At 61.2% G+C, this 22,940-nt stretch carries 21 protein-coding genes; 16 read left to right on the forward strand and 5 right to left on the reverse strand.

Annotation, left to right across the window (positions count from 1 at the left end):
- Positions 1-100 (reverse strand): hypothetical protein (locus CVS30_RS18655; protein ID WP_503092543.1); only part of this gene is annotated, 100 nt, incomplete at its 3' end.
- A 142-nt stretch (positions 101-242) separates the two neighbouring features.
- Here CVS30_RS18655 and pdxT point away from each other — a divergent pair.
- The 9 genes from pdxT (at position 243) to CVS30_RS17350 (ending at position 10,095) form a co-directional block, all read left to right on the forward strand.
- Positions 243-929, forward strand: a complete 687-nt coding sequence (pdxT, locus tag CVS30_RS17310; protein WP_370801218.1) for a pyridoxal 5'-phosphate synthase glutaminase subunit PdxT — start codon at positions 243-245, stop codon at positions 927-929.
- 2 nt (positions 930-931) lie between these two features.
- Entirely contained in the window at positions 932-1,687 is a 756-nt protein-coding gene (locus tag CVS30_RS17315) for a YebC/PmpR family DNA-binding transcriptional regulator (RefSeq protein ID WP_110486807.1), read from the forward strand.
- A 3-nt stretch (positions 1,688-1,690) separates the two neighbouring features.
- A complete protein-coding gene (ruvC, locus tag CVS30_RS17320) occupies positions 1,691-2,278 on the forward strand; it encodes a crossover junction endodeoxyribonuclease RuvC (RefSeq protein ID WP_110486808.1) in 588 nt (195 codons plus the stop codon).
- A gap of 76 nt (positions 2,279-2,354) precedes the next feature.
- The gene (gene ruvA / locus CVS30_RS17325) at positions 2,355-2,987 is read left to right on the forward strand and encodes a Holliday junction branch migration protein RuvA (protein ID WP_110486809.1); all 633 of its coding nucleotides are present in this window, start codon (positions 2,355-2,357) and stop codon (positions 2,985-2,987) included.
- 3 nt (positions 2,988-2,990) lie between these two features.
- On the forward strand, positions 2,991-4,106 hold the full coding sequence (gene ruvB / locus CVS30_RS17330) for a Holliday junction branch migration DNA helicase RuvB (RefSeq protein WP_245934670.1): 1,116 nt from the start codon (positions 2,991-2,993) through the stop codon (positions 4,104-4,106).
- Between the two features lie 171 nt (positions 4,107-4,277).
- Complete coding sequence (yajC, locus tag CVS30_RS17335) at positions 4,278-4,712, forward strand: preprotein translocase subunit YajC (RefSeq protein ID WP_306418799.1); 435 nt, start codon at positions 4,278-4,280, stop codon at positions 4,710-4,712.
- Between the two features lie 97 nt (positions 4,713-4,809).
- The gene (gene secD / locus CVS30_RS17340) at positions 4,810-6,579 is read left to right on the forward strand and encodes a protein translocase subunit SecD (protein ID WP_110486810.1); all 1,770 of its coding nucleotides are present in this window, start codon (positions 4,810-4,812) and stop codon (positions 6,577-6,579) included.
- Positions 6,579-7,583 carry a protein translocase subunit SecF gene (secF, locus tag CVS30_RS17345; protein WP_110486811.1) on the forward strand — a complete coding sequence of 335 codons (1,005 nt, stop codon included), beginning with the start codon at positions 6,579-6,581 and terminating at the stop codon, positions 7,581-7,583. The genes secD and secF overlap by 1 nt, the downstream gene beginning before the upstream one ends.
- A 163-nt stretch (positions 7,584-7,746) precedes the next feature.
- Positions 7,747-10,095 (forward strand): RelA/SpoT family protein, encoded by a 2,349-nt coding sequence (locus CVS30_RS17350; RefSeq protein WP_245934671.1) that lies wholly within the window; start codon positions 7,747-7,749, stop codon positions 10,093-10,095.
- Between the two features lie 27 nt (positions 10,096-10,122).
- On the opposite strand, the gene CVS30_RS17355 is transcribed toward CVS30_RS17350, so the two are convergent.
- The 3 genes from CVS30_RS17355 to CVS30_RS17365 all read right to left on the reverse strand — a co-directional run bounded on the left by CVS30_RS17355 (position 10,123) and on the right by CVS30_RS17365 (position 13,203).
- Positions 10,123-10,716 carry a hypothetical protein gene (locus tag CVS30_RS17355; RefSeq protein ID WP_110486813.1) on the reverse strand — a complete coding sequence of 198 codons (594 nt, stop codon included), beginning with the start codon at positions 10,714-10,716 and terminating at the stop codon, positions 10,123-10,125.
- Between the two features lie 109 nt (positions 10,717-10,825).
- Complete coding sequence (locus tag CVS30_RS17360) at positions 10,826-12,295, reverse strand: DUF349 domain-containing protein (RefSeq protein WP_245934672.1); 1,470 nt, start codon at positions 12,293-12,295, stop codon at positions 10,826-10,828.
- 122 nt (positions 12,296-12,417) lie between these two features.
- Positions 12,418-13,203 (reverse strand): peptidylprolyl isomerase, encoded by a 786-nt coding sequence (locus tag CVS30_RS17365; RefSeq protein ID WP_110486814.1) that lies wholly within the window; start codon positions 13,201-13,203, stop codon positions 12,418-12,420.
- Positions 13,204-13,442: 239 nt separating this feature from the next.
- Here CVS30_RS17365 and hisS point away from each other — a divergent pair, with 239 nt between their 5' ends.
- From hisS to CVS30_RS17385, 4 genes are all read left to right on the forward strand, one after another.
- Positions 13,443-14,789: a histidine--tRNA ligase gene (gene hisS / locus CVS30_RS17370; protein WP_110486815.1), complete on the forward strand. Its 1,347-nt coding sequence runs from the start codon at positions 13,443-13,445 to the stop codon at positions 14,787-14,789.
- Positions 14,790-14,970: 181 nt separating this feature from the next.
- Entirely contained in the window at positions 14,971-16,770 is a 1,800-nt protein-coding gene (gene aspS, locus CVS30_RS17375; RefSeq protein WP_110486816.1) for an aspartate--tRNA ligase, read from the forward strand.
- A 69-nt stretch (positions 16,771-16,839) separates the two neighbouring features.
- A complete protein-coding gene (locus CVS30_RS17380) occupies positions 16,840-17,652 on the forward strand; it encodes a GNAT family N-acetyltransferase (RefSeq protein ID WP_245934673.1) in 813 nt (270 codons plus the stop codon).
- A gap of 343 nt (positions 17,653-17,995) precedes the next feature.
- Positions 17,996-19,375 (forward strand): FAD-binding oxidoreductase, encoded by a 1,380-nt coding sequence (locus tag CVS30_RS17385; protein ID WP_110486818.1) that lies wholly within the window; start codon positions 17,996-17,998, stop codon positions 19,373-19,375.
- Here CVS30_RS17385 and CVS30_RS17390 read toward each other — a convergent pair.
- Positions 19,356-19,961, reverse strand: a complete 606-nt coding sequence (locus CVS30_RS17390; protein ID WP_110486819.1) for an acVLRF1 family peptidyl-tRNA hydrolase — start codon at positions 19,959-19,961, stop codon at positions 19,356-19,358. The genes CVS30_RS17385 and CVS30_RS17390 overlap by 20 nt on opposite strands.
- Positions 19,962-19,992: 31 nt before the next feature.
- On the opposite strand from CVS30_RS17390, the gene CVS30_RS17395 reads away from it, so the two are divergent.
- From CVS30_RS17395 to CVS30_RS17405, 3 genes are all read left to right on the forward strand, one after another.
- Positions 19,993-21,429, forward strand: a complete 1,437-nt coding sequence (locus CVS30_RS17395; protein ID WP_245934674.1) for a replication-associated recombination protein A — start codon at positions 19,993-19,995, stop codon at positions 21,427-21,429.
- Positions 21,430-21,696: 267 nt separating this feature from the next.
- The gene (gene rpsD / locus CVS30_RS17400; RefSeq protein WP_110486820.1) at positions 21,697-22,323 is read left to right on the forward strand and encodes a 30S ribosomal protein S4; all 627 of its coding nucleotides are present in this window, start codon (positions 21,697-21,699) and stop codon (positions 22,321-22,323) included.
- A gap of 193 nt (positions 22,324-22,516) precedes the next feature.
- The gene (locus CVS30_RS17405) at positions 22,517-22,891 is read left to right on the forward strand and encodes a DUF948 domain-containing protein (protein WP_110486821.1); all 375 of its coding nucleotides are present in this window, start codon (positions 22,517-22,519) and stop codon (positions 22,889-22,891) included.
- Positions 22,892-22,940: the final 49 nt, after the last annotated feature.

The following is a 22,940-nucleotide window of genomic DNA, read 5'->3' on the forward strand; positions in this document are numbered from 1 at the left end:
TGCCCTCACCATCGGGGCCTCTGTGTTCTATACACGCGTTCATCTGCTGCAACAGGGTTTTGTCTTCCCCGTAACCGTAGTAACCGGCGATTCCGCACATACTTACTTACCTCATCTTTAGTACGTCAGTCCTGCCGACAATGCTACTTGCTTGAGAGGCCTACGCCGCTCACCCTGTCCGGCGCGTGGAGGAACTTCTCGTGTGTTAACGGTGTGAGATGGCGCCCATCTATGATGAAGATGTGACTTTAGACTCCACTTCAACAACTTTCAGCGGCCCCACCGTGGGCATTTTGGCCTTACAAGGTGACGTGCGCGAGCACGCCAAGGCCATCGAGGACTGTGGCGCCCGCGCCGTCTCGGTACGGCGCCCCAGCGAATTAGCCACGGTTTCAGGCCTGATCATCCCGGGCGGTGAATCCACCACGATCGATAAACTCAGCAGGATCTTTGGCATGCGGGAGCCGCTCCAAGAAGCCATAGCCGCGGGATTGCCTGTCTATGGCAGCTGCGCGGGCATGATCATGCTCGCCAATGACATCGCCGATCCGGCCACGGATCTCTCCGGTCAGCCACAGCAAACTCTGGGCGGTCTGGATATCACGGTGCGGCGAAACGCCTTCGGACGGCAGGTGGATTCCTTTGAAACCGAGCTTGATTTTCAGGGCCTAGCCCCCGCCGGAACGCCCGAAACACCCCTGCATGCGGTGTTTATTCGCGCCCCCTGGGTGGAACGTGTGGGGGAGGGAGTTCAGGTCCTTGCCGCGGTGAAGGCGCCTGACGCCGCGCAAAACGCTAGGATTGATTCAGAAGTTCGTGCCGTTGCCGTTCGCTCGCAGCATTTGCTAGCTACCTCCTTCCATCCGGAAGTGACAGGTGAACGCCGCATTCACGAACTGTTTATTCGGATGATTAGAGGAGACGCGTAACCATGTCAGGCCACTCCAAATGGGCAACTACCAAGCACAAGAAGGCGATTCTTGATGGCCGCCGCGCAAAGTCGTTTGCCAAGCTGATCAAGACCATCGAAGTTGCTGCCCGTGGTGGCGGCGCCGATCTACAGGGTAACCCTGCTCTTGAATTGGCCGTCTCGAAGGCAAAGAAGACCTCGGTTCCGGCAGACAACATTGACCGCGCCATCAAGCGTGGCGCAGGCCTGCTCGGCGATGCCGTGGAATACCAGACCATCATGTACGAGGGCTACGGCCCCCAGGGCACCGCGATCTTGATCGAGTGCCTCACCGACAATAAGAACCGTGCCGCCTCAGAGGTTCGTCTGGCCGTGGGCCGTAACGGCGGCAACATGGGTGACCCGGGATCCGTTGCCTACATGTTTACCCGTAAGGGTGTTGTCAGCCTGCCCAAGAATGGCCTCAGCGAAGATGATCTGCTCATGGCAGTCCTCGAAGCCGGTGCCGAAGAGGTCAAGGATGAGGGTGAGAACTTCGAGATCATCTCCGAGCCTCAGGACCTTCCCGCAATTCGTGAAGCCCTGAACGAGGCAGGCATTGAGTACGACAGTGATGAGGCTGCCTTCGTGCCGTCCATGAAGGTCGAACTCGATGTGGAAAACGCTCGTAAGTTCATGAAGCTCTACGACGCTTTGGAAGATCTGGACGACGTTCAGAACATCTACTCCAGCGCCGATATGAGCGCCGAGGTTCTTGCCGCTCTTGAAGAGGACTAAGAACTGCGTGTTTTAGGTGTTGACCCGGGCTTGACCCGGTGCGGGTTGGGCGTCGTCGACGTCGCCGCCAACCGCACGGCCACCCTCGTAGGTGTGGGCGTGGTGGGCAGCTCGCATGAATTGACGCTCGACGCCCGGCTGCTGGTCATCGCGGAAGCGATTGACCAGTGGCTGGACGCGTTTAAACCGGAAGTTTTAGCCATCGAGCGTGTCTTTGCCCAGACCAACGTGAGCACCGTCATGGGTGTTGCCCAGGTCTCCGGGGTGGTCATGGTGGCCGCGGCCCGTCGCGGCATTCCCGTCGCGATGCACACCCCGTCGGAGGTCAAGGCCGCAGTAACGGGCAATGGGCGGGCCGACAAGACGCTCGTCACGGCCATGGTCACCCGTCTCTTGCGACTCTCCGAGCCGCCACGACCGGCCGATGCCGCCGACGCTTTGGCGCTGGCGATTGCTCACGCCTGGCGCAGCGGAAATTCCTTCTCTAAAGATCCGCAAGGCCCGACGGCGGCACAAAAGTTATGGCGCGAGGCTGAAACTAAGTCCAAGGTCAAGAAAAACAAAGAAAAACCAGCTCCTAAGTGGAACTAGTTGCTCGTAAGTATGTTCGATACACTTAAGGTCTATTGAGTTCTCCATTCGTCAGCTTTTGTCAGGAGCAGTTGTCATGATCAGTTTTGTCCGCGGTCCGGTTGCCGCGCTTTCCCTCGCCCAGGCCGTCATTGACGTCAATGGGGTCGGGATGCTGGTTCATGCCACCCCCAAAACCCTAGGGAACTTGCGGTTGGGGGAGGAAGCCACGCTGACCACCGCCATGATTGTCCGCGAGGACTCCATGACCCTCTTTGGCTTTGCCGACGAGGATGAGCGAGAAATCTTTGACACTCTGCTGACGGTCAGCGGCATTGGGCCGCGTCTGGCCCTGGCCATCCTTTCCATGCTGGAACCTGAGAGTATCCGTGTGGGCGTCGCCAATGCCGACGGCAAGGTCTTCACCAAGGTTCCCGGCGTGGGGCCGAAGGTGGCCGGCAGAATTGTTTTGGAACTCAAGGGCAAACTCAAACCCACAGGCGTCGCCACCTCGGCCGCTCCCGCCGTCGTCGAGGCTATGGCATGGAAGGATCAGGTGGTGGCCGCCATGACAAGTCTGGGATGGAACGAGCGCGATGCCTTAAAGGCCATCGACGCCGCCGTCGCCGCGGACCCCGAGCTGGCGGAGGGTGCGAATGTGCCCGCCGTACTGCGAGCCACGCTGCGCTGGCTGGGTCAGGACAACACCCGCGCCAAGGTGGGCCGCTAAGTCATGGCTGGACTCAACGATCCCATTCCGCTTCTTCCCGGGCAGCTCAGCATCGCCGGGGAGGGCGCCGCGAGCCGCGGGCCAGGCGAACTGGTGGCTCCCGCCGTCGAGCCTGAGGAACGTGAGCTTGAGGCGGCGCTGCGGCCCAAGAACCTCGATGACTTTGTGGGCCAGGAACGGGTCCGGAAACAACTTTCGCTCGTCCTGGCGGCCTCAAAGATTCGTGGCCGCAGCGCCGATCATGTGCTGATGTCGGGCCCTCCCGGCCTGGGCAAGACCACGCTGGCCATGATCGTCGCCGCCGAGATGAACGCGCCGTTGCGCATCAGCTCCGGTCCGGCCATTCAGCATGCCGGCGATTTGGCCGCCATCCTTTCCTCCCTGACCGAGGGTGAGGTCTTGTTCCTGGACGAGATTCACCGCATGTCCCGGCCCGCCGAGGAAATGCTGTACATGGCCATGGAAGATTTCCGGGTCGATATCATCGTGGGCAAGGGCGCAGGCGCTACCGCTATCCCGTTGGAATTGCCGTCCTTCACACTCGTGGGTGCCACGACGCGTGCCGGACTATTGCCGGGACCCCTGCGTGATCGCTTTGGCTTCACGGGACACCTGGAATTTTACTCCGTCGCGGAGTTGGAACTCGTCCTGCGTCGCTCGGCGGGCATGCTAGACCTCAAGCTCACAAGTGCTGGCTTCTCCGAGATTGCCGGTCGCTCCCGTGGCACACCCCGTATTGCCAACCGGCTGTTGCGGCGAGTGCGTGACTGGGCCCTCGTTCACGGCATTGAAACCATCGACGCGCGTTCTGCATCGGCGGCCCTGGATATGTATGAGGTGGATGTCAGGGGGCTCGATCGCCTCGACCGTTCCGTGCTGGAAGCGCTCGTGAACAAGTTCAACGGTGGCCCCGTCGGCTTGTCCACCCTGGCCATCGCCGTGGGCGAGGAGAGCGAAACCGTCGAAACTGTGGCGGAGCCTTTCCTTGTTCGAGAAGGTCTCCTAGGACGTACCCCACGGGGCCGTATTGCCTTGCCTGCCGCCTGGGAACATCTGGGCCTGCGGATGCCAGGAAATGCCGTGGCTGCCGCGATGCTGCCCATCGATGAGGATATTTAGTTTCCCAAGAGGGGCTAAATTCCGGTTCCCGGGCTACACCTTGTGTATTTATGCTCGTTTATGAGCGGTTTCCCACCAAGTCACCAGTTTTACCCTTTAGACTGATATGACGTCCGGCACGTTCGCTGCGTGTTTGGTCCCACTTTTTCCTTAACGAATGGATTTTTCGCTGTGCTCCCCAGCAGTATTTTGGCCGCAGACCCCGCCGCACAGGCCGGTCTCTTGAGCCCCATGAACCTTCTCTTGTTCGCTATGTTTGCGCTCCTGATCTTCATGATGGTGCGCAAGCAGAAGAAGACCAAGGCTGCAGCAGAAGAGCAGCGCGCCAAGCTGGCTCCCGGCGTTGAGATGATGACAAACTTCGGCTTGTTTGGCAAGGTCATCTCCATCGATGAGGCGGAGAACAAGATCGTTCTGGAAATCTCACCCGGCACCACCGCTACGGTTCACCGCCAGACGGTTGCGAAGATCATCGCTCCTGAAGAAGTAACCGCCGTTGTGCCTGACGATGCTTCCTCACTGACCCTGGGCAAGAACGAGCAGGCCGAGGAAACCCCTGAGGAATCCATCGAGCGCTTGAACAACGAAAACAACAAAGACAACTAGCCTTATCCGGGTTGGCGGCTGCTGTGCCTGACGAAGCGTCATGGCACAGCAGCATTGCCATGTTCTCATTACCCGTGACCAATAGAAGGATCCCTTGATGGCACGAACCGGTCCGACGTCCACAGCTCGCAGAACTCTTCTGTGGCTTGCGGCGATCATCATTGCATGCACCTTGGCTGTAGGTGGCGGCGTTCTCGCCGGGGCCACCACATGGGCGCCAAAACTTGGTCTAGACCTTGAGGGTGGCACCCAGATGATTCTGGCGCCAAAGGTCGAGGGCGCAGGTAATATCACCAGCGAGCAGCTCGACCAGGCTGTCTCGATCATTCGTCAGCGTGTTGATGGTTCGGGTGTCTCCGAGGCGCAGATTTCCACCGAGGGTGGTCGCAACGTTGTTGTGAGCATGCCGGGCAAGCCCACGGATGAAGAACGCGATCTCATTAAGGCTTCGGCCAACATGAGCTTCCGCCCCGTCATTGCCACGACCGGAGTTGCCTCCGGCGCTGTGGCCGAGGCCGACCGTACCGCCGAGGCAAATCTGCCCGTGCCCACGGCCGCACCTGTCGATGCCAGCGATATCAACTGGGTTGATGCGGCGCTGTTCAAGGAGTTCGAAGCCACAAGCTGCATTGCTCCTTTGACGGATCGCCCCACCACCTCGGATCCGGCCAAGCCGATCGTGAGCTGTGAGCCTGAAACCGGCGTCAAGTACATCCTGGGCCCGGTAGAAATCCCCGGTAAGTGGATCAAGAACGCCACGTACGGTCTTGCTGCTGGCGCTAACGGCGCCACGACCAACCAGTGGTCGGTCAACCTGACGTTGGAAAAGCCCGAAGGTGCCGACGCCTTCAAGGCAGTCACGCAGCGCTTGAACTCCAAGTACCTGATTAACGCGAACGATCCGCAGGCGCGCTTTGCGATTGTGCTGGACGACAGCGTCATCTCGGCACCGTCCTCCATGGCAGTCATCACCGATGGTCAGTCCTCCATTACGGGACAGTTCACCGAGGCCAGCGCCAAGTCCCTCGCGGATAAGCTGAAGTTCGGTTCCTTGCCCATCAGCTTCGAAATTCAAAGTGAAGTGCAGATTTCGGCGACCCTTGGTTTGCAGCAGCTGGAAATGGGTCTGTTGGCCGGTTTGATCGGTCTGCTGCTCGTGGTCGTGTACTCACTGTTCCAGTACCGCGCCTTGGGTATCGTGACGATTCTCTCGCTCGTGATTGCCGGTGTGTTGACCTACCTCGCCATTGTGTTGCTGGGCTGGGCCGAAAACTACCGCCTCTCACTGGCCGGTGTGGCCGGTATTATCGTGGCCATCGGTCAGACAGCAGACTCCTTCATCGTGTACTTCGAACGTGTCAGGGATGAATTGCGTGACGGTCGTGGACTTGTCGCCGCCGTTGAAAATGGTTGGGGCCGCGCCAAGCGCACCATCCTGGCGTCCAAGGCCGTCAATATCCTGGCCTCCCTGGTGCTGTACTTTGTCTCCGTGGGTAGCGTCAAGGGTTTCGCCTTCACCCTCGGTCTGACGGCCGTCGCCGACCTCATCGTGGTCTTCATGTTCACACACCCCACCTTGCAGCTGCTGGCACGCACCAAGTTCTTTGGTGAGGGTCACGCCTTCTCGGGCCTGGATCCCAAGCAGCTCGGCGCCATTCCGCTTTACCGCGGCGCCGGTCGCCTCCGCACCCAGCAGGAAACCCTGGAGGTTGTCAAGGGCAAGAACGCCCGCGCCGCCGGTGAAGCCGAACGTCGCCAGACCATCGCCGAACGGCGTCTGGCCGCCAAGGAAAGCCAAATGGCAGGCACCTCCGCTGCCAAGGCGGCACAGCCCGAGTCCAGCGACGACTCCAAGGAGAACAACTAATGAAGAGTTTCGCCACTTTCGGCAACGAGCTGTACACCGGGGAACGCTCCTACGAGTTCGTCGGAAAACGTAAGGTATGGTTCGGTATCATGGGCATTCTGGTGCTCCTTTCCATTCTGTTCCCCCTCCTCGGCGGCGGGTTTAACTTCGGTATTGACTTCCGAGGCGGTTCCCAGTTCACCATCTCCGATGTTGCCCACAAGGACGTTTCTATCGGCGAAAAGGCCGTAGAGGCTGCCGCACCGGGAACCGTCGCCGTGGTGACCAACATTGCCGGCATGACGATGCAGGTTCAGACGGATAGGCTCAGCGACAACGACACCCTCAAGGTCAAAGATGCGCTGAAGGAAGCCTATGGCGTCACGGAAGACCACATCACCTCCACCTACGTGGGCCCCAGCTGGGGACAGGATGTCTCACGCCAGGCCATCATCGGTTTCATCGTGTTCGTCTTGCTGGCCACCGTCTTGATGGCCTTGTACTTTAGAACCTGGCGCATGTCGATCGCTGCCGTGGTGGGTCTTTTGGTTGTCATGGTGGTGACGGCGGGAGTCTACGGTGCCTCGAACTTTGAGGTCACGCCGTCGGCCATTATCGGCTTCCTGACGATTCTGAGCTATTCCCTCTATGACACCGTGGTGGTCTTTGACAAGATCCGAGAAAACACCGCAGACATCACCAAGTCAACGCGACGGACCTTTGCCGAAGAGGTGAACCTCGCCGTCAACCAGACGCTCGTGCGGTCCATCAACACCATGATGGTCGCCGTGCTGCCCGTGGGCTCGATTTTGTTCATCGGTGCCCTGCTTCTCGGTGCAGGAACCCTGCGCGATTTGTCCTTGGCCTTGTTCATCGGCATCATCGTCAGCACCTTCTCCACCATCTTCGTTGCAGCCCCCTTGTATTCCTGGCTGCGCGAACGTGAACCGGAGCTTGCAGCGCAGGCCAAGAAGGTTCGTCAGCACCGTGCAACGGCTGCTGCTGCGACGGCCGACGCCGTTTAGCACCACCGCTTTTCCCTCGCCATAACTGGCCGGAAGCCGGGATCGAAAGTAATGCTTTCAATCCCGGCTTTCTTTTGGTCAAAAACGCTCGCAACGCACCTTAGACTGGACTAATGCCCCGCACAGGGGGCGCATGGTGCAAGTGCGTGAGGGAGGCAATGCGTTGACTGGTGAATCACCCTCGCATGAGATTTTGGCTCAAAATGGTGGCACGCCAGCGTCAGGTGCCGATAGCGGTACCTCGCGCCCGGTAGAGCCGAGACCCACTTTCCCTGGGCGCCGAGAGCGCACCAGATCGCGTCTAGCACGGTTGACCGGATGGTCCACCGAGAGCTATTCGCCCATCCTGGAACCTCTGCTGCGCATTGTTCGCGCGAGGAACCCTAAAGAAGACTTTGATCTGATTCAGCGTGCCTTCACCGTGGCGGAAAAATACCACGAGGGCCAAAAGCGCAAGAGTGGCGATCCCTACATCACCCACCCCGTCGCCGTGGCGACGATCCTTGCCGAGATGGGCATGACCGGCAGCACGCTGGCGGCCGCTCTCCTGCATGACACCGTGGAAGACACGGACTACACGCTGGCCGAGCTCGAACGTGACTTTGGTAAGGAAATCACGATCCTCGTGGACGGCGTGACCAAGCTCGATAAGGTCGAGTTCGGCGACGCCGCACAGGCCGAAACCGTGCGCAAGATGGTCATCGCGATGGCCAAGGACATTCGGGTGCTGGTTATTAAACTGGCAGACCGTTTGCACAACGCCCGCACCTGGCGTTTCGTCTCGGCAGCCTCCTCGGGCAAAAAGGCCCGCGAAACCCTGGATATCTTCGCCCCGCTCGCTCATCGCCTCGGCATGAACGCGGTGAAGTGGGAACTGGAGGAGCTTTCCTTCGCGGCGCTATACCCGAAGGTGTATGAAGAGATCGTCCGGATGGTCCAGGACCGTTCCCCGGAACGCGAAAAGCAACTGAGCATCATTCGGCGTGAAATCGTCGACGTCATGCAGGCCTCCAAGCTCAAGGCTGAAGTCTCCGGACGCCCGAAGCATTACTACTCCATCTACCAAAAGATGGTGGTCCGCAACAAGGACTTCGACGACATTAACGATCTCCTTGGCGTTCGCGTCATTGTCGAGACCGTCGGCGATTGTTATGCGGCGCTGGGTCAGATTCACTCCCTGTGGACGCCTCTGGTGGGCCGTTTCAAGGACTACATCGCCCTACCCAAGTTCAATATGTACCAGTCCTTGCACACTACGGTGGTGGGCCCCGGCGGCAAGCTCGTCGAGATTCAGATTCGCACCCTGGATATGCACCAGCGTGCCGAGTACGGTGTTGCGGCGCACTGGAAGTACAAGTCAGGCAACAAGGCCCCGGTCAGTGTCGAGGAAGACATGAACTGGCTGCGCTCCTTGCTTGACTGGCAGCGCGAAACAAGTGACTCCAACGAGTTCCTGGACTCCTTGCGGTATGAGATGAACGCCAAGGAAGTGTACGTCTACACTCCCAAGGGCAAGATCATCGCCCTGCCCGAGGGTGCCACCCCCGTGGACTTTGCCTACTCCGTGCACACCGAGGTGGGAAACCGCACCATTGGTGCCCGCGTCAATGGAAAGCTGGTCCCGCTTAACAGCGAGCTGGCCCATGGTGACACCGTTGAGGTGTTCACCAATAAGGCCGAGGGAGCTGGCCCGAGCCAGGACTGGCAAAACTTTGTCAAGAGTGCCCGCGCCCGGAACAAGATCCGTCAGTGGTTCACCAAGGAACGCCGTGACGAGTCCATTGAAAAGGGCAAGGAACTGCTGACCAAGGCCATGCGGAAGGCCAATCTGCCATTGCAGAAGATGCTCACGCATGACGGCCTCCTCGCCGTGACCGAGCACTTCCACTACGTCGACATCGCGGGACTCTACGCCGCGGTAGGGGACGGGCACACCTCGGCCCAGTCCGTCGTCGAACGTCTGCGCGAAGTACTGGGCGTCAGCGATTACATCGAAGATGCGCCGGCCCCGCCCACAACGCACCAGTCCAATGCCCGGTCCCGGATCTCCGAATCTGGCGTCATCGTGCACGGCATGGGCGAGGTTCTCGTCAAGCTGGCAAGATGTTGCACACCGGTTCCGCCGGATCCGATCTCGGGCTTTGTCACGAAGGGTTCCGGAATCTCGGTGCACCGGCAGGACTGCCCCAATTTGCTGCACATGAAGAGCGAACCCGACCGCTTGGTCGACGTCGCCTGGGCGCCCACCCAATCCGGGGTGTTCCTCGTGGAGATTCAGGTTGAAGCCCTGGACCGCAAGAGTCTCCTGGCCGATGTGACGCGGGTGCTGTCTGAGAATCACGTCAACATCCTGGCCGCCGGGGTCAGCACTACGCGCGACCGTGTGGCCATGTCCAAGTTTGCCTTTGAGATGGGCGATCCGCAGTATCTGGACCACGTACTCAACGCCGTCCGCCGCATCGACGGGGTCTTTGACGTGTACCGTGCCACTGGGACGCAACGCCGGGCCTAGGTCGCGAGCGTCTTGCTCGAGGATGGTTTATTGGGCCGCTGGTCCCTTGAGCATTTCCTCGAGCAGTGCCTGCCCCCGAATCTTCCCCGGGATGTTTCTTGCTGTCCCAAGAGCCTGTTGAATGCGGCCCAGAGGGCAATTCAGTGTGGCTGCCTGACTCAGGCGCAACAACACCGCCCGCGCAACCCCGAGTGGGGCGGTGCGGGCAATATCCACAGCTGTCCGCAAAGGGCTCGTGACGAGCGTGTCTCCCAGACTCTGAAGGTCAAAGCGTTCCAAGGTGACCTCCCGTAAGGTGCAGCCGCTGAAGGGCGGCAGCGAGGCGCTCTTTCCCGTGTGATCCTGCACGAGTGAGACGACCTTGGGCGGGGGAGCACAGCCGTACACCCACGCGGCAGAGAGCTGACTGAGCGCAGCACGGTGCAGCAGCGCCGGTGGTATTTGGTAAGCCAGCGCCGCGGCACGCAACGGCACGGTTTCGGTGACCGTCACGGGCCGGAACGCATCCCCAATGATTGGCCAGAGTACGCCGTCGATCTTCATGGCATGGAGCTCGGCCAGGGTGAAGAGCCGCCCGGGAACAAAGAGGACAGTGCCGGTGGAAACATCAATCTCGCTCATGCTCTAAGCCTGCTCCTTGAATCGGGCAAGCAAAAGGCCTCCCGGCCAGGTTGTGGATAACCTGGCCGGGAGGCCTTCAGTGACGGTGCTTGCTGACGATTCCTAGGGACTAGGAGAAGTCGGCTGCTGCCTTCTGGATCTGCTCGAGCCACAGTTCACGGGCTGCAAGAGCCTCGGAAGCCTTGGCAACCTTGCGGGCGTCTCCGGCCTTTTCAGCCTTGGCGAGATCATCCTTGAGGCCTGCAATGGTGGCCTCAAGCTGGCTCAGGGCGCTGCTGGTGCGAGCCTTGGCTTCCGGATCGCTCCGGCGCCAGTTGTCTTCGTCGGCTGCGCGAACAGCGTCCTCGACCTTACGCAGACCAGCTTCAACACGCTGCATATCATTGCGGGGAACCTTGCCGGCTTCCTCCCAGCGATCGCGGATGTTCTGCAAGGTCTTCTTCGTTGCGTTCAGATCCTTGATGGGAAGCAACGCTTCGGCTTCTGCGATGAGGGCTTCCTTGACAACCAGGTTGGCGCCAAATTCCTCATCGAGAGCGTTGTTAGCTTCCTGACGAGCAGCAAAGAACTTGTCCTGAGCGCCGCGGAAGCGGGCCCACAAGGCATCGTCATCCTTGCGGCTGGCGCGCGGTGAGGCCTTCCACTGGTCCATGAGGCGGCGGTATTCGCCAGCGGCGAAGCCCCACTCGGTGGACGTTGCCAAAGCCTCGGCGGCCTCAATCAAGGACTCCTTGGCGTTCTTGGCAGCGGCATTGTTGTTATCCAACTGGGAGAAGTACGCGCGGCGGTGACGATCGAAGACCGTACGGGCGCTACGGAATCGCTTCCACAGGCCTTCCTCCGTAGCGCGGCCAAGACGCATGCCCGACTTCTGAGCCGACTTCCAAGCCTCGAAGAGTTCGTTCATGCGGGCGCTGCTGACCTTCCACTGAATAGCGGTGGGGTCTTCGGCGGCAATCGTCTCTGCCTCAGCCACAATGGCTTCACGGGAGGCGAGCTCCACGGCGCGTGCGGCGTCGTGAGAGGCGCGCTCGGCTGAGCCGAGGTCCTTGATGGCTACCTCGAGGGCATCCAGACGGGCCAAGCCAGCGTTGACATCGCCAACGCTGGTGCGCTCGAGGAGCTGCTCGCGCAGGTGCGTCACGGTCTTGTTCATGTCCGTCGTGGACGCCTTGGCTTCCACACGCTGCTCAAGCAGGGCAACCTGGGCCACGATGTCATCAAACTTGCGTACGAAGTACGTCAGGGCCTCTTCCTTGCTGGCACCCGGGTACTGGCCCACGGGGAACTCTTCGCCATCAACGATCAGGAATACGTGGCCGTCTTCTTCTGCGCGGCCGAACTTTGCAGCTTCCGAAAGATTCACGGCGGGAGCAACCGGGGCAGGCGCAACGGGAGAAGGTGCGGCAGCGGCGGGAGCCTTGGGGCGGGCCGCAAAGGCTGCCGGGGAAGGTGTCGAGACGGGAGTCGGCGTTGCCGCCGGTGTCACGTCAGGCTGTGCAGGGCTTGCCTGCTCAGTGGTTGAGTCATGCCCTGTGGCAGAGGCAAGTGTTTCGTCGGATTCTTGACTGTGTGTCACCGCTAAAAGTCTTTCGCTTGATGGATGCTGACGGGTGCTGCAAAGCGGCATGGCCAGAACCGCTTGATGGTTTTTCTTGGAATGGGCACGGACGTGCGGCATCGCAGGAAGGCCTGTAAAAACTACTTGAGCTGGAACGAGTCTATCGTCACCTTGGTCGACGGCGCACCGTCGGTGGCGCCATCGGCGATCCCTGCCTTGGCAATGTTGGTGACAACGTCGAGCCCGCTGGTGACCTTACCAACAATGGTGTAGCCGCCAGTGTCCTGCGGCAGCGTCGTGTCCTTGAAGGTAATAAAGAACTGAGTGCCGTTGGAATACGTGGTGTTGGCGCGCGCGACGGCGATGGTTCCCGCCGGGTACTTACCATCAGCCGGAGTGTTTTCTACCGGTCCCCACTGGTACTCCGGATCGCCCTGGCCGTCACCCTTGAGGGAGCCACACTGGAGAACGCCAAAGCCTGTGCTGTCAGCCAAACGATGGCAGCTCTTGCCGGTCATGAATCCGGAATCGGCGAGGGACTTGAAGACCGCGGCGGCCTGAGGAGCCGCCGTGCCGTCCAGGCTCACGCCGAGGGGCTGGCCATTGAGGGACAAGGTTCCCGTGAAGGTTTTTCCTGCGGCGGTCTCAGCCAGCGGGACGGTGGGACTGTTGGTCTCCGCGGCTGTGTCTGTTGCCGTGGCGCTGGCGGACGCCGTGGCGTCGGAGGCCGTGTCCGTGGAGTCCTTGCCCGAGAAGACGGTCAAGGCCAGAACAATGGCAAGGGCCAGCGCAGCGACCATGGCGATGATGGCGATCAGATTATCGCGCTTGCGGCGTTGAATCTGCTCGGCTTGCAGAGCCTGATGAGCTTCCATGCGGGCGACGCGGACCTTGGCTTCGCGGCTGGACTTATTGCTGGTGGCCAACTGTGCCTCTCCTTCAAATTGAGCGGTATGTGCGCCACATCAAAGCCGGAGCCGAACGGGCGGGTTAGGGGTGGCGTGCCAAACCTTATAAAATGGCAGTCGGTGTCAGTTTACTCACGGATTTGTCGCATGACGGCGTCCGTGAGCCTTCACATCGCAATTGCATAGAAATACCCGCCCCACCGCATCCACAGGGATTGAATCCTGAGGACCCGGTGCATGTTAGGAGAGCAACACCCATGGCACGCAACGCCTCCTTGTCAGGTTTTCCCGAGTGGCTACCCGAGGAGCGGTTGGTGGAACAGCATGTGCTGGATACCCTGCGCCGCACTTTTGAACTGCACGGCTTCAGCTCGATCGAGACTCGGGCGGTGGAAACGGTAGGTCAGCTTCTGCGTAAGGGTGAGATTGACAAAGAGGTCTACGGGCTCTCCCGTCTGCAGGACGACGACGGGAATGCCGCCACGGCCACCAAGGATGACCCCAACGCGCTGGCGCTCCACTTTGACCTCACGGTGCCCTTCGCCCGCTACGTGGTGGAAAATGCTGGCTACCTCTCCTTCCCGTTCCGCCGCTACCAGATCCAGAAGGTGTGGCGTGGCGAGCGTCCCCAGGAGGGCCGCGCCCGCGAGTTCACGCAGGCAGATATTGACGTAGTGGCCGACGGCGTACTCCCGTTCCGCTACGACGTGGAACTTGCGCTCGTCATCGCCGAGGCGCTCTCTGCACTTCCCATCCCGGCCTTCAAGTTGCGGATCAACAACCGTAAGCTCGCGGAAGGTTTCTACCGCGGTATTGGCCTGACCGACACGGCAGGCGTGCTGCGCAGTATCGACAAGCTGGAAAAGATCGGTGCGCAGAAGGTTGCCGAGCTGCTCAAGACCGAACTCGGCGCCTCGGACGAACAGGCCGCCAAGGCGCTGGCCTTGGCCTCGATCCGCACCGAAGACACCTCCTTTGTTGAGAAGGTTCGCGCTCTCGGTGTGAGTGACGAGCTCATGGAGGAAGGCCTGAACGAGCTGGAGCAGGTCATCGCCGCAGCCGTCAAGAGCGCCCCGGGCTCCGTTGTGGCCGATCTCTCGATCGCCCGTGGCCTGGACTACTACACGGGCACGGTCTACGAAACGGTTCTCGTGGGTCACGAACAGCTCGGCTCCATCTGCTCGGGCGGTCGCTACGACGCGCTTGCTTCCAAGGGCAATCGCAAGTTCCCGGGCGTGGGTCTGTCGATTGGCGTCACGCGCCTTGTGGCCCGCATCCTCAGCCAGGAATTCGCCAAGGCTAGCCGTAATGTCCCCACCGCCGTGCTCGTCACGCTGGTTGATGAGGACAGCTGGTCGGAGGCTCAGGATGTGGCCGCTGCCTTGCGCGCCCGCGGGATCTCTACCGAAGTGGCGGCCAAGGCCGACAAGTTTGGCAAGCAGATCAAGTACGCGGATAAGCGTGGCATCCCTTACGTCTGGTTCACAGATGACGACGGCGCCCACCAGGTCAAGGACATCCGCTCCGGCGAGCAAGTTGCTGCCGATCCGAGTAGTTGGATGCCTCCCGCGGCAGACCTGACGCCGCAGATCACCCTCGCTTAATCCACTGTTCTTAGCATCTGTGTGGCAGTTATGACAGGAATTCAGGCGCAAAAAGCGCTTTCCCATGTCATAACTGCCACACAGATGGTGGGGGAGTGGAAGCGGAAGTTCACGGTAAACTTTTAGACAAACCACTTTTGCGACCCGGATCGGGCCGCTCATTTCCATTGAAAGGAATGCTGTGCTGCGCACACATGACCTAGGCTCCCTGCGGGCTGAACATATTGGCCAAACCGTCACTCTCTCGGGGTGGGTTGCCCGCCGTCGAGATCATGGTGGAGTGGCGTTCTTGGACCTGCGTGACGCATCAGGCGTGGCACAGATTGTTGTTCGTGAAGAAGAAGTCTTCCACGCACTGCGCAACGAGTTCGTTTTGTCGATCACGGGAACGGTTTCACGCCGCCCCGAAGGTAACGAAAACCCGGGCCTCGCCACAGGTGAGATCGAAGTATTGGCCGATGACGTCGTCGTACTTAACGAGGCAGCTCCCTTGCCGTTCCAGGTTGACGAGCACGTTGAAGTGGGTGAGGAAGCACGCCTGAAGCACCGCTACCTGGACCTGCGCCGCCCGGGCATGCAGCGCAACATGCGTCTGCGCTCCGAGGCCAACCGTGTGGCCCGCAACCTGCTGCACGATCAGGGTTACATCGAAATCGAAACCCCCACGCTGACGCGCTCCACCCCTGAGGGTGCCCGCGACTTCGTGGTGCCGGCACGTCTGGCTCCGGGTTCCTGGTACGCGCTGCCGCAGTCCCCGCAGCTGTTCAAGCAGCTTCTGCAGGTGGGTGGCTTCGAGAAGTACTACCAGATCGCCCGTTGCTACCGCGATGAGGATTTCCGTGCGGATCGCCAGCCCGAGTTCACGCAGTTGGACATCGAGGCCAGCTTCGTTGACCAGGATGACATCATCGCCCTGGGTGAAAAGATCGTCTCCGAGCTGTGGAAGCTGATCGACGTCGAGATTCCGCTGCCGATCCAGCGTATGACCTACCGCGATGCCATGGCTCGCTTCGGTTCGGATAAGCCGGATCTGCGCTTCGGCCTGGAATTGACCGAGATGACGGAGTTCTTCAAGGACACCGAATTCGGCGTCTTCAAGGCTCCTTACGTTGGTGCCGTTGTTATGCCCGGTGGTGCGTCACAGCCCCGCCGCCAGCTCGACGCCTGGCAGGAATGGGCCAAGCAGCGCGGCGCCAAGGGCCTGGCCTACGTGCTGGTCAAGGACGAGGGCGAGCTCACCGGTCCGGTTGCTAAGAACCTGACCGACACCGAGCGCGCCGGCCTGGCCGACGCCGTGGGCGCCAAGCCCGGCGACTGCATCTTCTTCGCCGCCGGCGAGATTGCTGCCTCACGTGGACTCTTGGGTGCTGCTCGTGTCGAGATCGGTCACCGCACCGGGCTCATCAACCCCAAGGATTGGGCCTTCGTCTGGGTTGTTGACGCTCCCATGTTTGAGCCGACCAGCGTTGCTGTTGGTTCCGGCGACGTGGCCCTGGGTCACAGCGCCTGGACGGCCGTGCACCACGCGTTCACCTCACCCAAGCCGGAGTTCATGGACAACTTCGACACCGATCCGGGCGAGGCCTTGGCCTACGCCTACGACATCGTCTGCAATGGTAACGAAATCGGTGGCGGTTCCATCCGTATCCACCGCCGCGATGTGCAGGAGCGCGTCTTCGCCGTTATGGGCATCTCCGAGGCTGAGGCCGACGAGAAGTTCGGCTTCCTGCTCGACGGTTTCAAGTTCGGCGCCCCGCCGCATGGTGGCATCGCCATTGGTTGGGACCGTGCCGTGTCCCTGCTGGCCGGTGTTGACTCGATCCGCGACGTCATCGCCTTCCCGAAGTCCGGCGGCGGCTATGACCCGATGACCGAGGCTCCGGCCCCGATCACGGCGCAGCAGCGCAAGGAAGCTGGCGTTGACTTCAAGCCTGAGGTCAAGGCAGAAGTTAAGGCTGAGCCCAAGGCTGACGAGAAGTAAAACCCTCTCAAGAGGCCGGTCTCCCGTAACGGAGGCCGGCCTTTTTCGTCCCTGGGCTAGGATTATTCAGTGTCGAAATCTCATGCTTTGTCCACTGACCTTGACCTCCTGGAATCACTCATGGATGCCGCGTGGCCTGCCCTGGATCGTTCGACGGCGGAGGGCTGGGCATTGCGGTCGGCTGGCGGTGTGACCCAGCGGGCCAATTCCATCTGGCCGGCTCGGGAGGCCCATGATATTGACGCTGCCCTGCGCATGGCACGTGATTGGTACACCGCTCGTCGCCAGCCGGTGATTTTCCAGGTGATGCACCGGCCCGAGCATGCCGGGCTTGATGCCTTGTTGGACGAGCTGCACTATTCGCGCCAGTCCGAGACGCTCATCATGACGGCGACGGAGGAGGACACCTCTTGCCTCGCGCAGTTGGAGCAAGCCGCGGTCCACATTGTCATTGCCCCAACGCCGTCGCCGCAGTGGCTGGATTTATGGTGGAGCGTTGACGGAAGGGGAGGATCAGAAGAAAAGGCCATCGCTGAGCGGATCCTCGCGGGTTCGCCTGCGCTCTATGCCACGGCTTTGGACGATCAAGGTCAAGCCGTGGGCACCGGGCGGCTGGCCCTTCCCGTGATCGACGGCGGAGAAGGCTGGGGCGGGATCTATTCCATGGCCGTTCATCCCACCGCCAGACGTCAGGGAATTGCCACGGCCGTGCTGGCGGAGCTCGTGGCGGCCGGCAAGGAATTCGGAGTGGAAAACTACTGGCTCATGGTCACCGCAGCAAATGCCGGGGCCCAGACCCTGTATGGCCAGGCCGGCTTTGCGGAGGTTGGCCGCTACCACTACCGGCAGGCGTCCCTGCGACGCGCGCCGATGGCCTGCTGACGGGCCGCTGCTGCGGCCCCTCATTGCCTCATAGCGATACCCTCGGGAAGCCCCATTGACCTCGAGTACCGGCGGGCGTATCCTGCGATAAGTTGCCAATCCTGTTGGGTGTGCTCGCCAGCACCGCCAACCGGGATCCACGGCAAGCGCACGTTCAAGAAGTACGCCGAAAGTGGGTGCCAAGTGGCACGCTGCCTAGGCGCATCCGGTCTCCGCCACGGGAGCGGGCCTGTTTGGCTCGGCTCCGACCCGCAGTGTCTGCATCATGTACGTCCCGCACGGCCGGGGGTGGCTGTGCCACAGCCCTGATCGTGAAGGCATGGTCAGGGGAACGGGGATCACCATGGACAACAAAGGGTTTGCGGCCCTGCAGGAAAAGGTGCGCGGCCAGGTCATCACTTCCGACCACCCCCTCTACGACGCCTCACGGACCGTTTATAACGGCATGATTGACAAGCGCCCCGCAGCCATATTGCGTGTTTCGCAGGTGGCTGACGTCATTGCCGGAGTCAACTTTGCGCGCGACGCGGGTCTGGACCTTGCGCTTAGAGGTGGTGGGCACAGTGCGCCCGGATTCGGGACGTGCGACGGCGGCCTCGTGCTGGACTTCTCCGACCGCAGGGGCGTCCGGGTAGATCCCGCTGCCGTAACGGCTCGGGCTGAGGCGGGCACCACCTGGGCCGATTTCAACCACGCAACAAATGCCTTCGGACTCGCCACAACCGGCGGAATTATCGGATCCACGGGTGTTGCCGGGCTGACGCTCGGCGGCGGCATCGGCTACCTCGCTCGTAAATATGGCCTGTCCTGCGACAACCTCAAATCCGCGGATGTGGTGACTGCAGAAGGGAAGTTCCTCACAGCCAGCGCAACCGAGAATGACGACCTCTTCTGGGCGTTGCGTGGAGGCACAGGAAACTTCGGCGTCGTCACGTCGCTGGAATTCAACCTGCATCCCGTGGACGTGGTGTACGGCGGCGTAGTCATCTACTTGCTGGAGCATGCTGAGGCCGTCGCGCAACTGTTCCGGGACTACATTGCCACGGCTCCCGAAGATATGGGAATCTTCCTTGGATTCCACCAAGGCCCGCCGGTCCCGTTCCTGCCGGAGGAATTCCATGGCAAGCCCGTGGTGGTCGTGGTGGGTGGCTGGACCGGTCCCCACGATGAGGGCGAGCGGCAGTGGCAGCAATTCCTTGAAGTGGCCCCCATTGCGGGGTCGTTCCTTGGGCCTCTCCCATATCCGATGCTCAACACTTTGTTCGACCCGCTTCTGCCGAAAGGCCTCCAAGCATATTGGAAGGCGGAGTTCCTTCCGGAACTCAACGATGATGTGATCGGCGTGGCCCAGAATTTTGGAGCTGGTGTTCCGAGTCCCCAAACGGCTAATCACTTCTATCCCATCAATGGTGCAGCCCAACGTGTAGGAGCGGATGAGACGGCCTTTCCCTACCGCGACGTCAACTTCTCGGTAGCCATCGCCGGAATGTGGGAATCTCCGGCGGACAATGACGCCAACACGAAGTGGGTCAGAGACTACCACCAGGCCCTGCAGCCGCACGGAGCAGGCGCGGGCTATGTTAATTTCCTCGATGCAGACGACCAGTCCCGCATTGAGGACAACTATGGGGGCAACTACACTCGGTTGGCCAAGATCAAGGCGAAGTACGATCCCGGCAACCTGTTCCATATCAACCAGAACATTAAGCCGGTGGTTCAGTGATCCTGATGCGAATGGAACAATAATCTGCGGCCGCCCGCGTCAGCACATCCATCTTGGGGTCCACCACAGCCAGAGGTGCCAGCCGGGTAAGCTTTGCATACCGGCGCAGGGCCGGGGTTGCCAGGGCGGACTCCACCAACAGCTTATCGCCGCCCGGCGCCACATATTCAAAGCTCGCCCCGGCAAAGATCTTCGCGGCCTCGGCCGCTGCCCGTTCAACGATGGCCGCGGCCTGATCGCCACCGCGAGAGCGCGAGGAGGCCGTTCCTACCTTGTGCGCCACGAGCTTCCCGCCTGCCGCGATGCCCACCCCATACCCTCCGCGCCGCACCAAGATGATTCCGAGCCGTCGCTCCTGCGCCGCCAGTGACTCGATACGTTCCAGCAGATTAGCCCCACGCCCAGGACGCCCGTCCTCTGGCCATGGGGGTGAGAGGAGCGCAACCGCACCGTCGCGCAGCCGTAAGCTCACGCCGTCGTCCGTGTCTTCGAGGGCGAGCTGGCCGCCATGGGCGGCGCTGAAGCGGGACAGCCAGGCGCTGAGGCGGGCGGCGGGGACAAAAGCGGTACGGCGGGCTAAGTTCACGCTGCCAGACTACCGGGGATAGCCTAGGGGGGTGAGTGACCTTTTTAGTGCCCTGCACGGGGACGAGACAAACGACGACGACAGCCTCACCTTTGGTGGCGGGAGCTCGGATGCTAGCTCGCGCCCGCGAAGCCCCCTCGCCGTGCGGATGCGACCGCGCAGCCTGGATGAGGTCGTGGGTCAGCAACACCTTTTGGGTGCTGGGTCGCCGCTGCAGATGTTGGCCGCAGGAGGCAGCGGCGGGGGAGCCGCCGGTCCGGCCTCCGTCATGCTGTGGGGTCCTCCCGGCACGGGAAAAACTACCCTGGCCCATGTCATCGCCCGGGGCCCTGGCCGGAAGTTTGTGGAGCTGTCCGCCATCACCGCCGGCGTCAAGGACGTACGCCGGGTCATGGATCAAGCGCTGACGGATCGAGATCTGCACGGGCGCACCACGGTCTTGTTCCTCGATGAGATTCACCGTTTCAACAAGGCCCAGCAGGACGCCCTATTGCCCGGTGTGGAAAACCGGTGGGTCGTGCTGATTGCCGCGACCACGGAAAACCCCTCCTTCTCCGTGGTGGCGCCGCTGCTCTCGCGCTCCATCTTGCTGACCCTGCAACCGCTGCAGAACTCCGACATCCAGGGATTGCTCGAGCGGGCCATCGCGGATCAGCGTGGCCTGGACGGCCTGGTCACGGTCACCGACGAGGCCATGGATCACCTGGTGCGCTTGGCGGCCGGAGACGCGCGGCGTGCCCTGACCACCTTGGAGGCGGCGGCCGGGGTGGCGCTGTCGGAAACCCAGTCCGACGACGACGAGGTGGCAGCAGATGCCCCTGTCGAGATCACGCTCGCCACGGCCGAGCGCGCCATCGATGCTGCTGCCGTGCGCTATGACCGCGCCGGGGATCAGCACTATGACATCATCAGCGCCTTCATTAAATCTGTGCGCGGATCCGATGTGGACGCGGCGCTGCACTACCTGGCCCGCATGCTCGAGGCGGGGGAGGATCCGCGCTTCATCAGCCGACGCATCATGATTTCCGCGTCAGAAGATGTGGGCATGGCCGATCCTACGGCGCTTCAGACGGCTGTCGCCGCGGCTCAAGCCGTGGCTTTGATCGGTATGCCAGAAGCCCGGATCATCCTGGCCCAGGCCGTGGTGCATGTGGCCACGGCACCAAAATCCAACGCCTCCTACAACGGTATCAACGCAGCTGTCGCGGATGTTCGGGCCGGCAAGGGCACCACCGTGCCGCCGCCACTGCGCGATGCCCACTATGCTGGTTCGGCGGGGCTGGGGCACGGCAAGGGCTACATCTACTCCCACGACGCGCCGCACTCGATCGCCCTCCAGCAGTATCCGCCGGATGATTTGGTGGGGAAAAATTACTACACCCCGACGGCGAATGGGCACGAACGCGATCTCGGACCCCGGCTCACACGATTGCGCGAGATTATCCGAGGCACGGCAAGTACCACATAGCGGCTTCGTCCCGTGAAGTCGCTCACCGCTCCGTGATCGAGGAAGTGGGGAGTGGTAGAGTTAATCCCGCACTGGCAAGCTCCGGCTCCATGCACAACATCCACGCACGAATCGGCGGTGAAATTCCGCAGGTTTTCCGTGCTGTCAGGCTTTGCTTGAAACTATTTGTTGTTCATGCCCGGGTGCTGTAGCGATGGGTAGCAATAGCCCTAACTCTCCACAATGGAGGCCAGGACACATACTTATTGCAATATTGGAAGGACACAAGTGGCTAACAACACACGTGCCCGCCGTCAGGCCCGCCTTTCGCGGTCCCTCGGCATTGCTCTTACCCCCAAGGCAGCTAAGTACCTCGAGCGCCGCCCGTACGGCCCCGGTGAGCACGGCCGCGCCCGCAAGAAGCAGGACAGCGACTACGCCGTACGCTTGCGCGAAAAGCAGCGTCTGCGCGCCCAGTACGGCATCCGCGAAGCACAGCTCACGCGTGCATTCGAAGAAGCCAAGCGCACCAAGGGCATGACCGGTGAAAACCTGGTCGAGCTGTTGGAAACCCGTTTGGACGCCTTGGTTCTGCGTGCAGGCTTCGCCCGCACCACCGCCCAGGCTCGCCAGCTGGTTGTTCACCGCCACATCATGGTTGACGGCGCCCGCGTGGACCGCCCGTCGTTCCGCGTTGCCGAGGGTCAGCTGATCCACGTGCACCCGCGCAGCGAGACCATGGCTCCGTTGCAGCTCGCTGCAGCCGGCGCACACCGCGACGTGCTTCCCGCCGTCCCGGCTTACTTGGACGTGAAGCTGGAGAGCCTGCAGGCTCGCCTGGTTCGCAAGCCCAAGCGCGCCGAAGTTCCCGTAACTTGTGAAGAGCAGCTCGTCGTGGAATTCTACTCACGCTAATCATTGATGGCGTAGTAGAGCTTACGAGAGACTCGAAGCTTGAAACACAAAACAGCCCGTGGCAATCGCCGCGGGCTGTTTTGTAGGCAAAATACCTAACTTTGTGGACTAAGGTGTCTTGGGGAAAGAAGTTGCGCCCAGAAAGTTACTGGCGCGCATGATTCAACACATGAGGAATTGAGGCGGCACGCAGATGAGTGGTGGCGATATTGCAGGATTGATCGCGGCGGGGGTTTTTGCCATCCTCGTGGCATTACTGGCCATCCCGATCGTGAAGCTCGGCCGGGTCTTCGATGAAATCCGCACCACCATCAAGCAGATCGGTGACGGCACCACCCCGCTCATCGACGAGGTGACGGCAACGGTAGCGACCACGAATACGCAGCTGGGCAAGGTCGACGGCATCTCCAATAACGTCTCCGATGCCACTGCTAATATTTCCGCCCTGTCGGCGCTCATCGCGGCCACGATCGGCTCACCGCTGATCAAGGTTGCAGCCTTCTCTTACGGTGTCCGTCAGGCACTCGAGGGTCGCGGGAAGAAAACCCGCCCCAAGCGCAGTCGTTAACGGAGCATCCCCGGATCCGAGAGGGTCTGGAATCCATCAAAGGATAGGT

The organism is Arthrobacter psychrolactophilus (assembly GCF_003219795.1).
GTDB classification, from domain to species: Bacteria; Actinomycetota; Actinomycetes; order Actinomycetales; family Micrococcaceae; genus Specibacter; species Specibacter psychrolactophilus.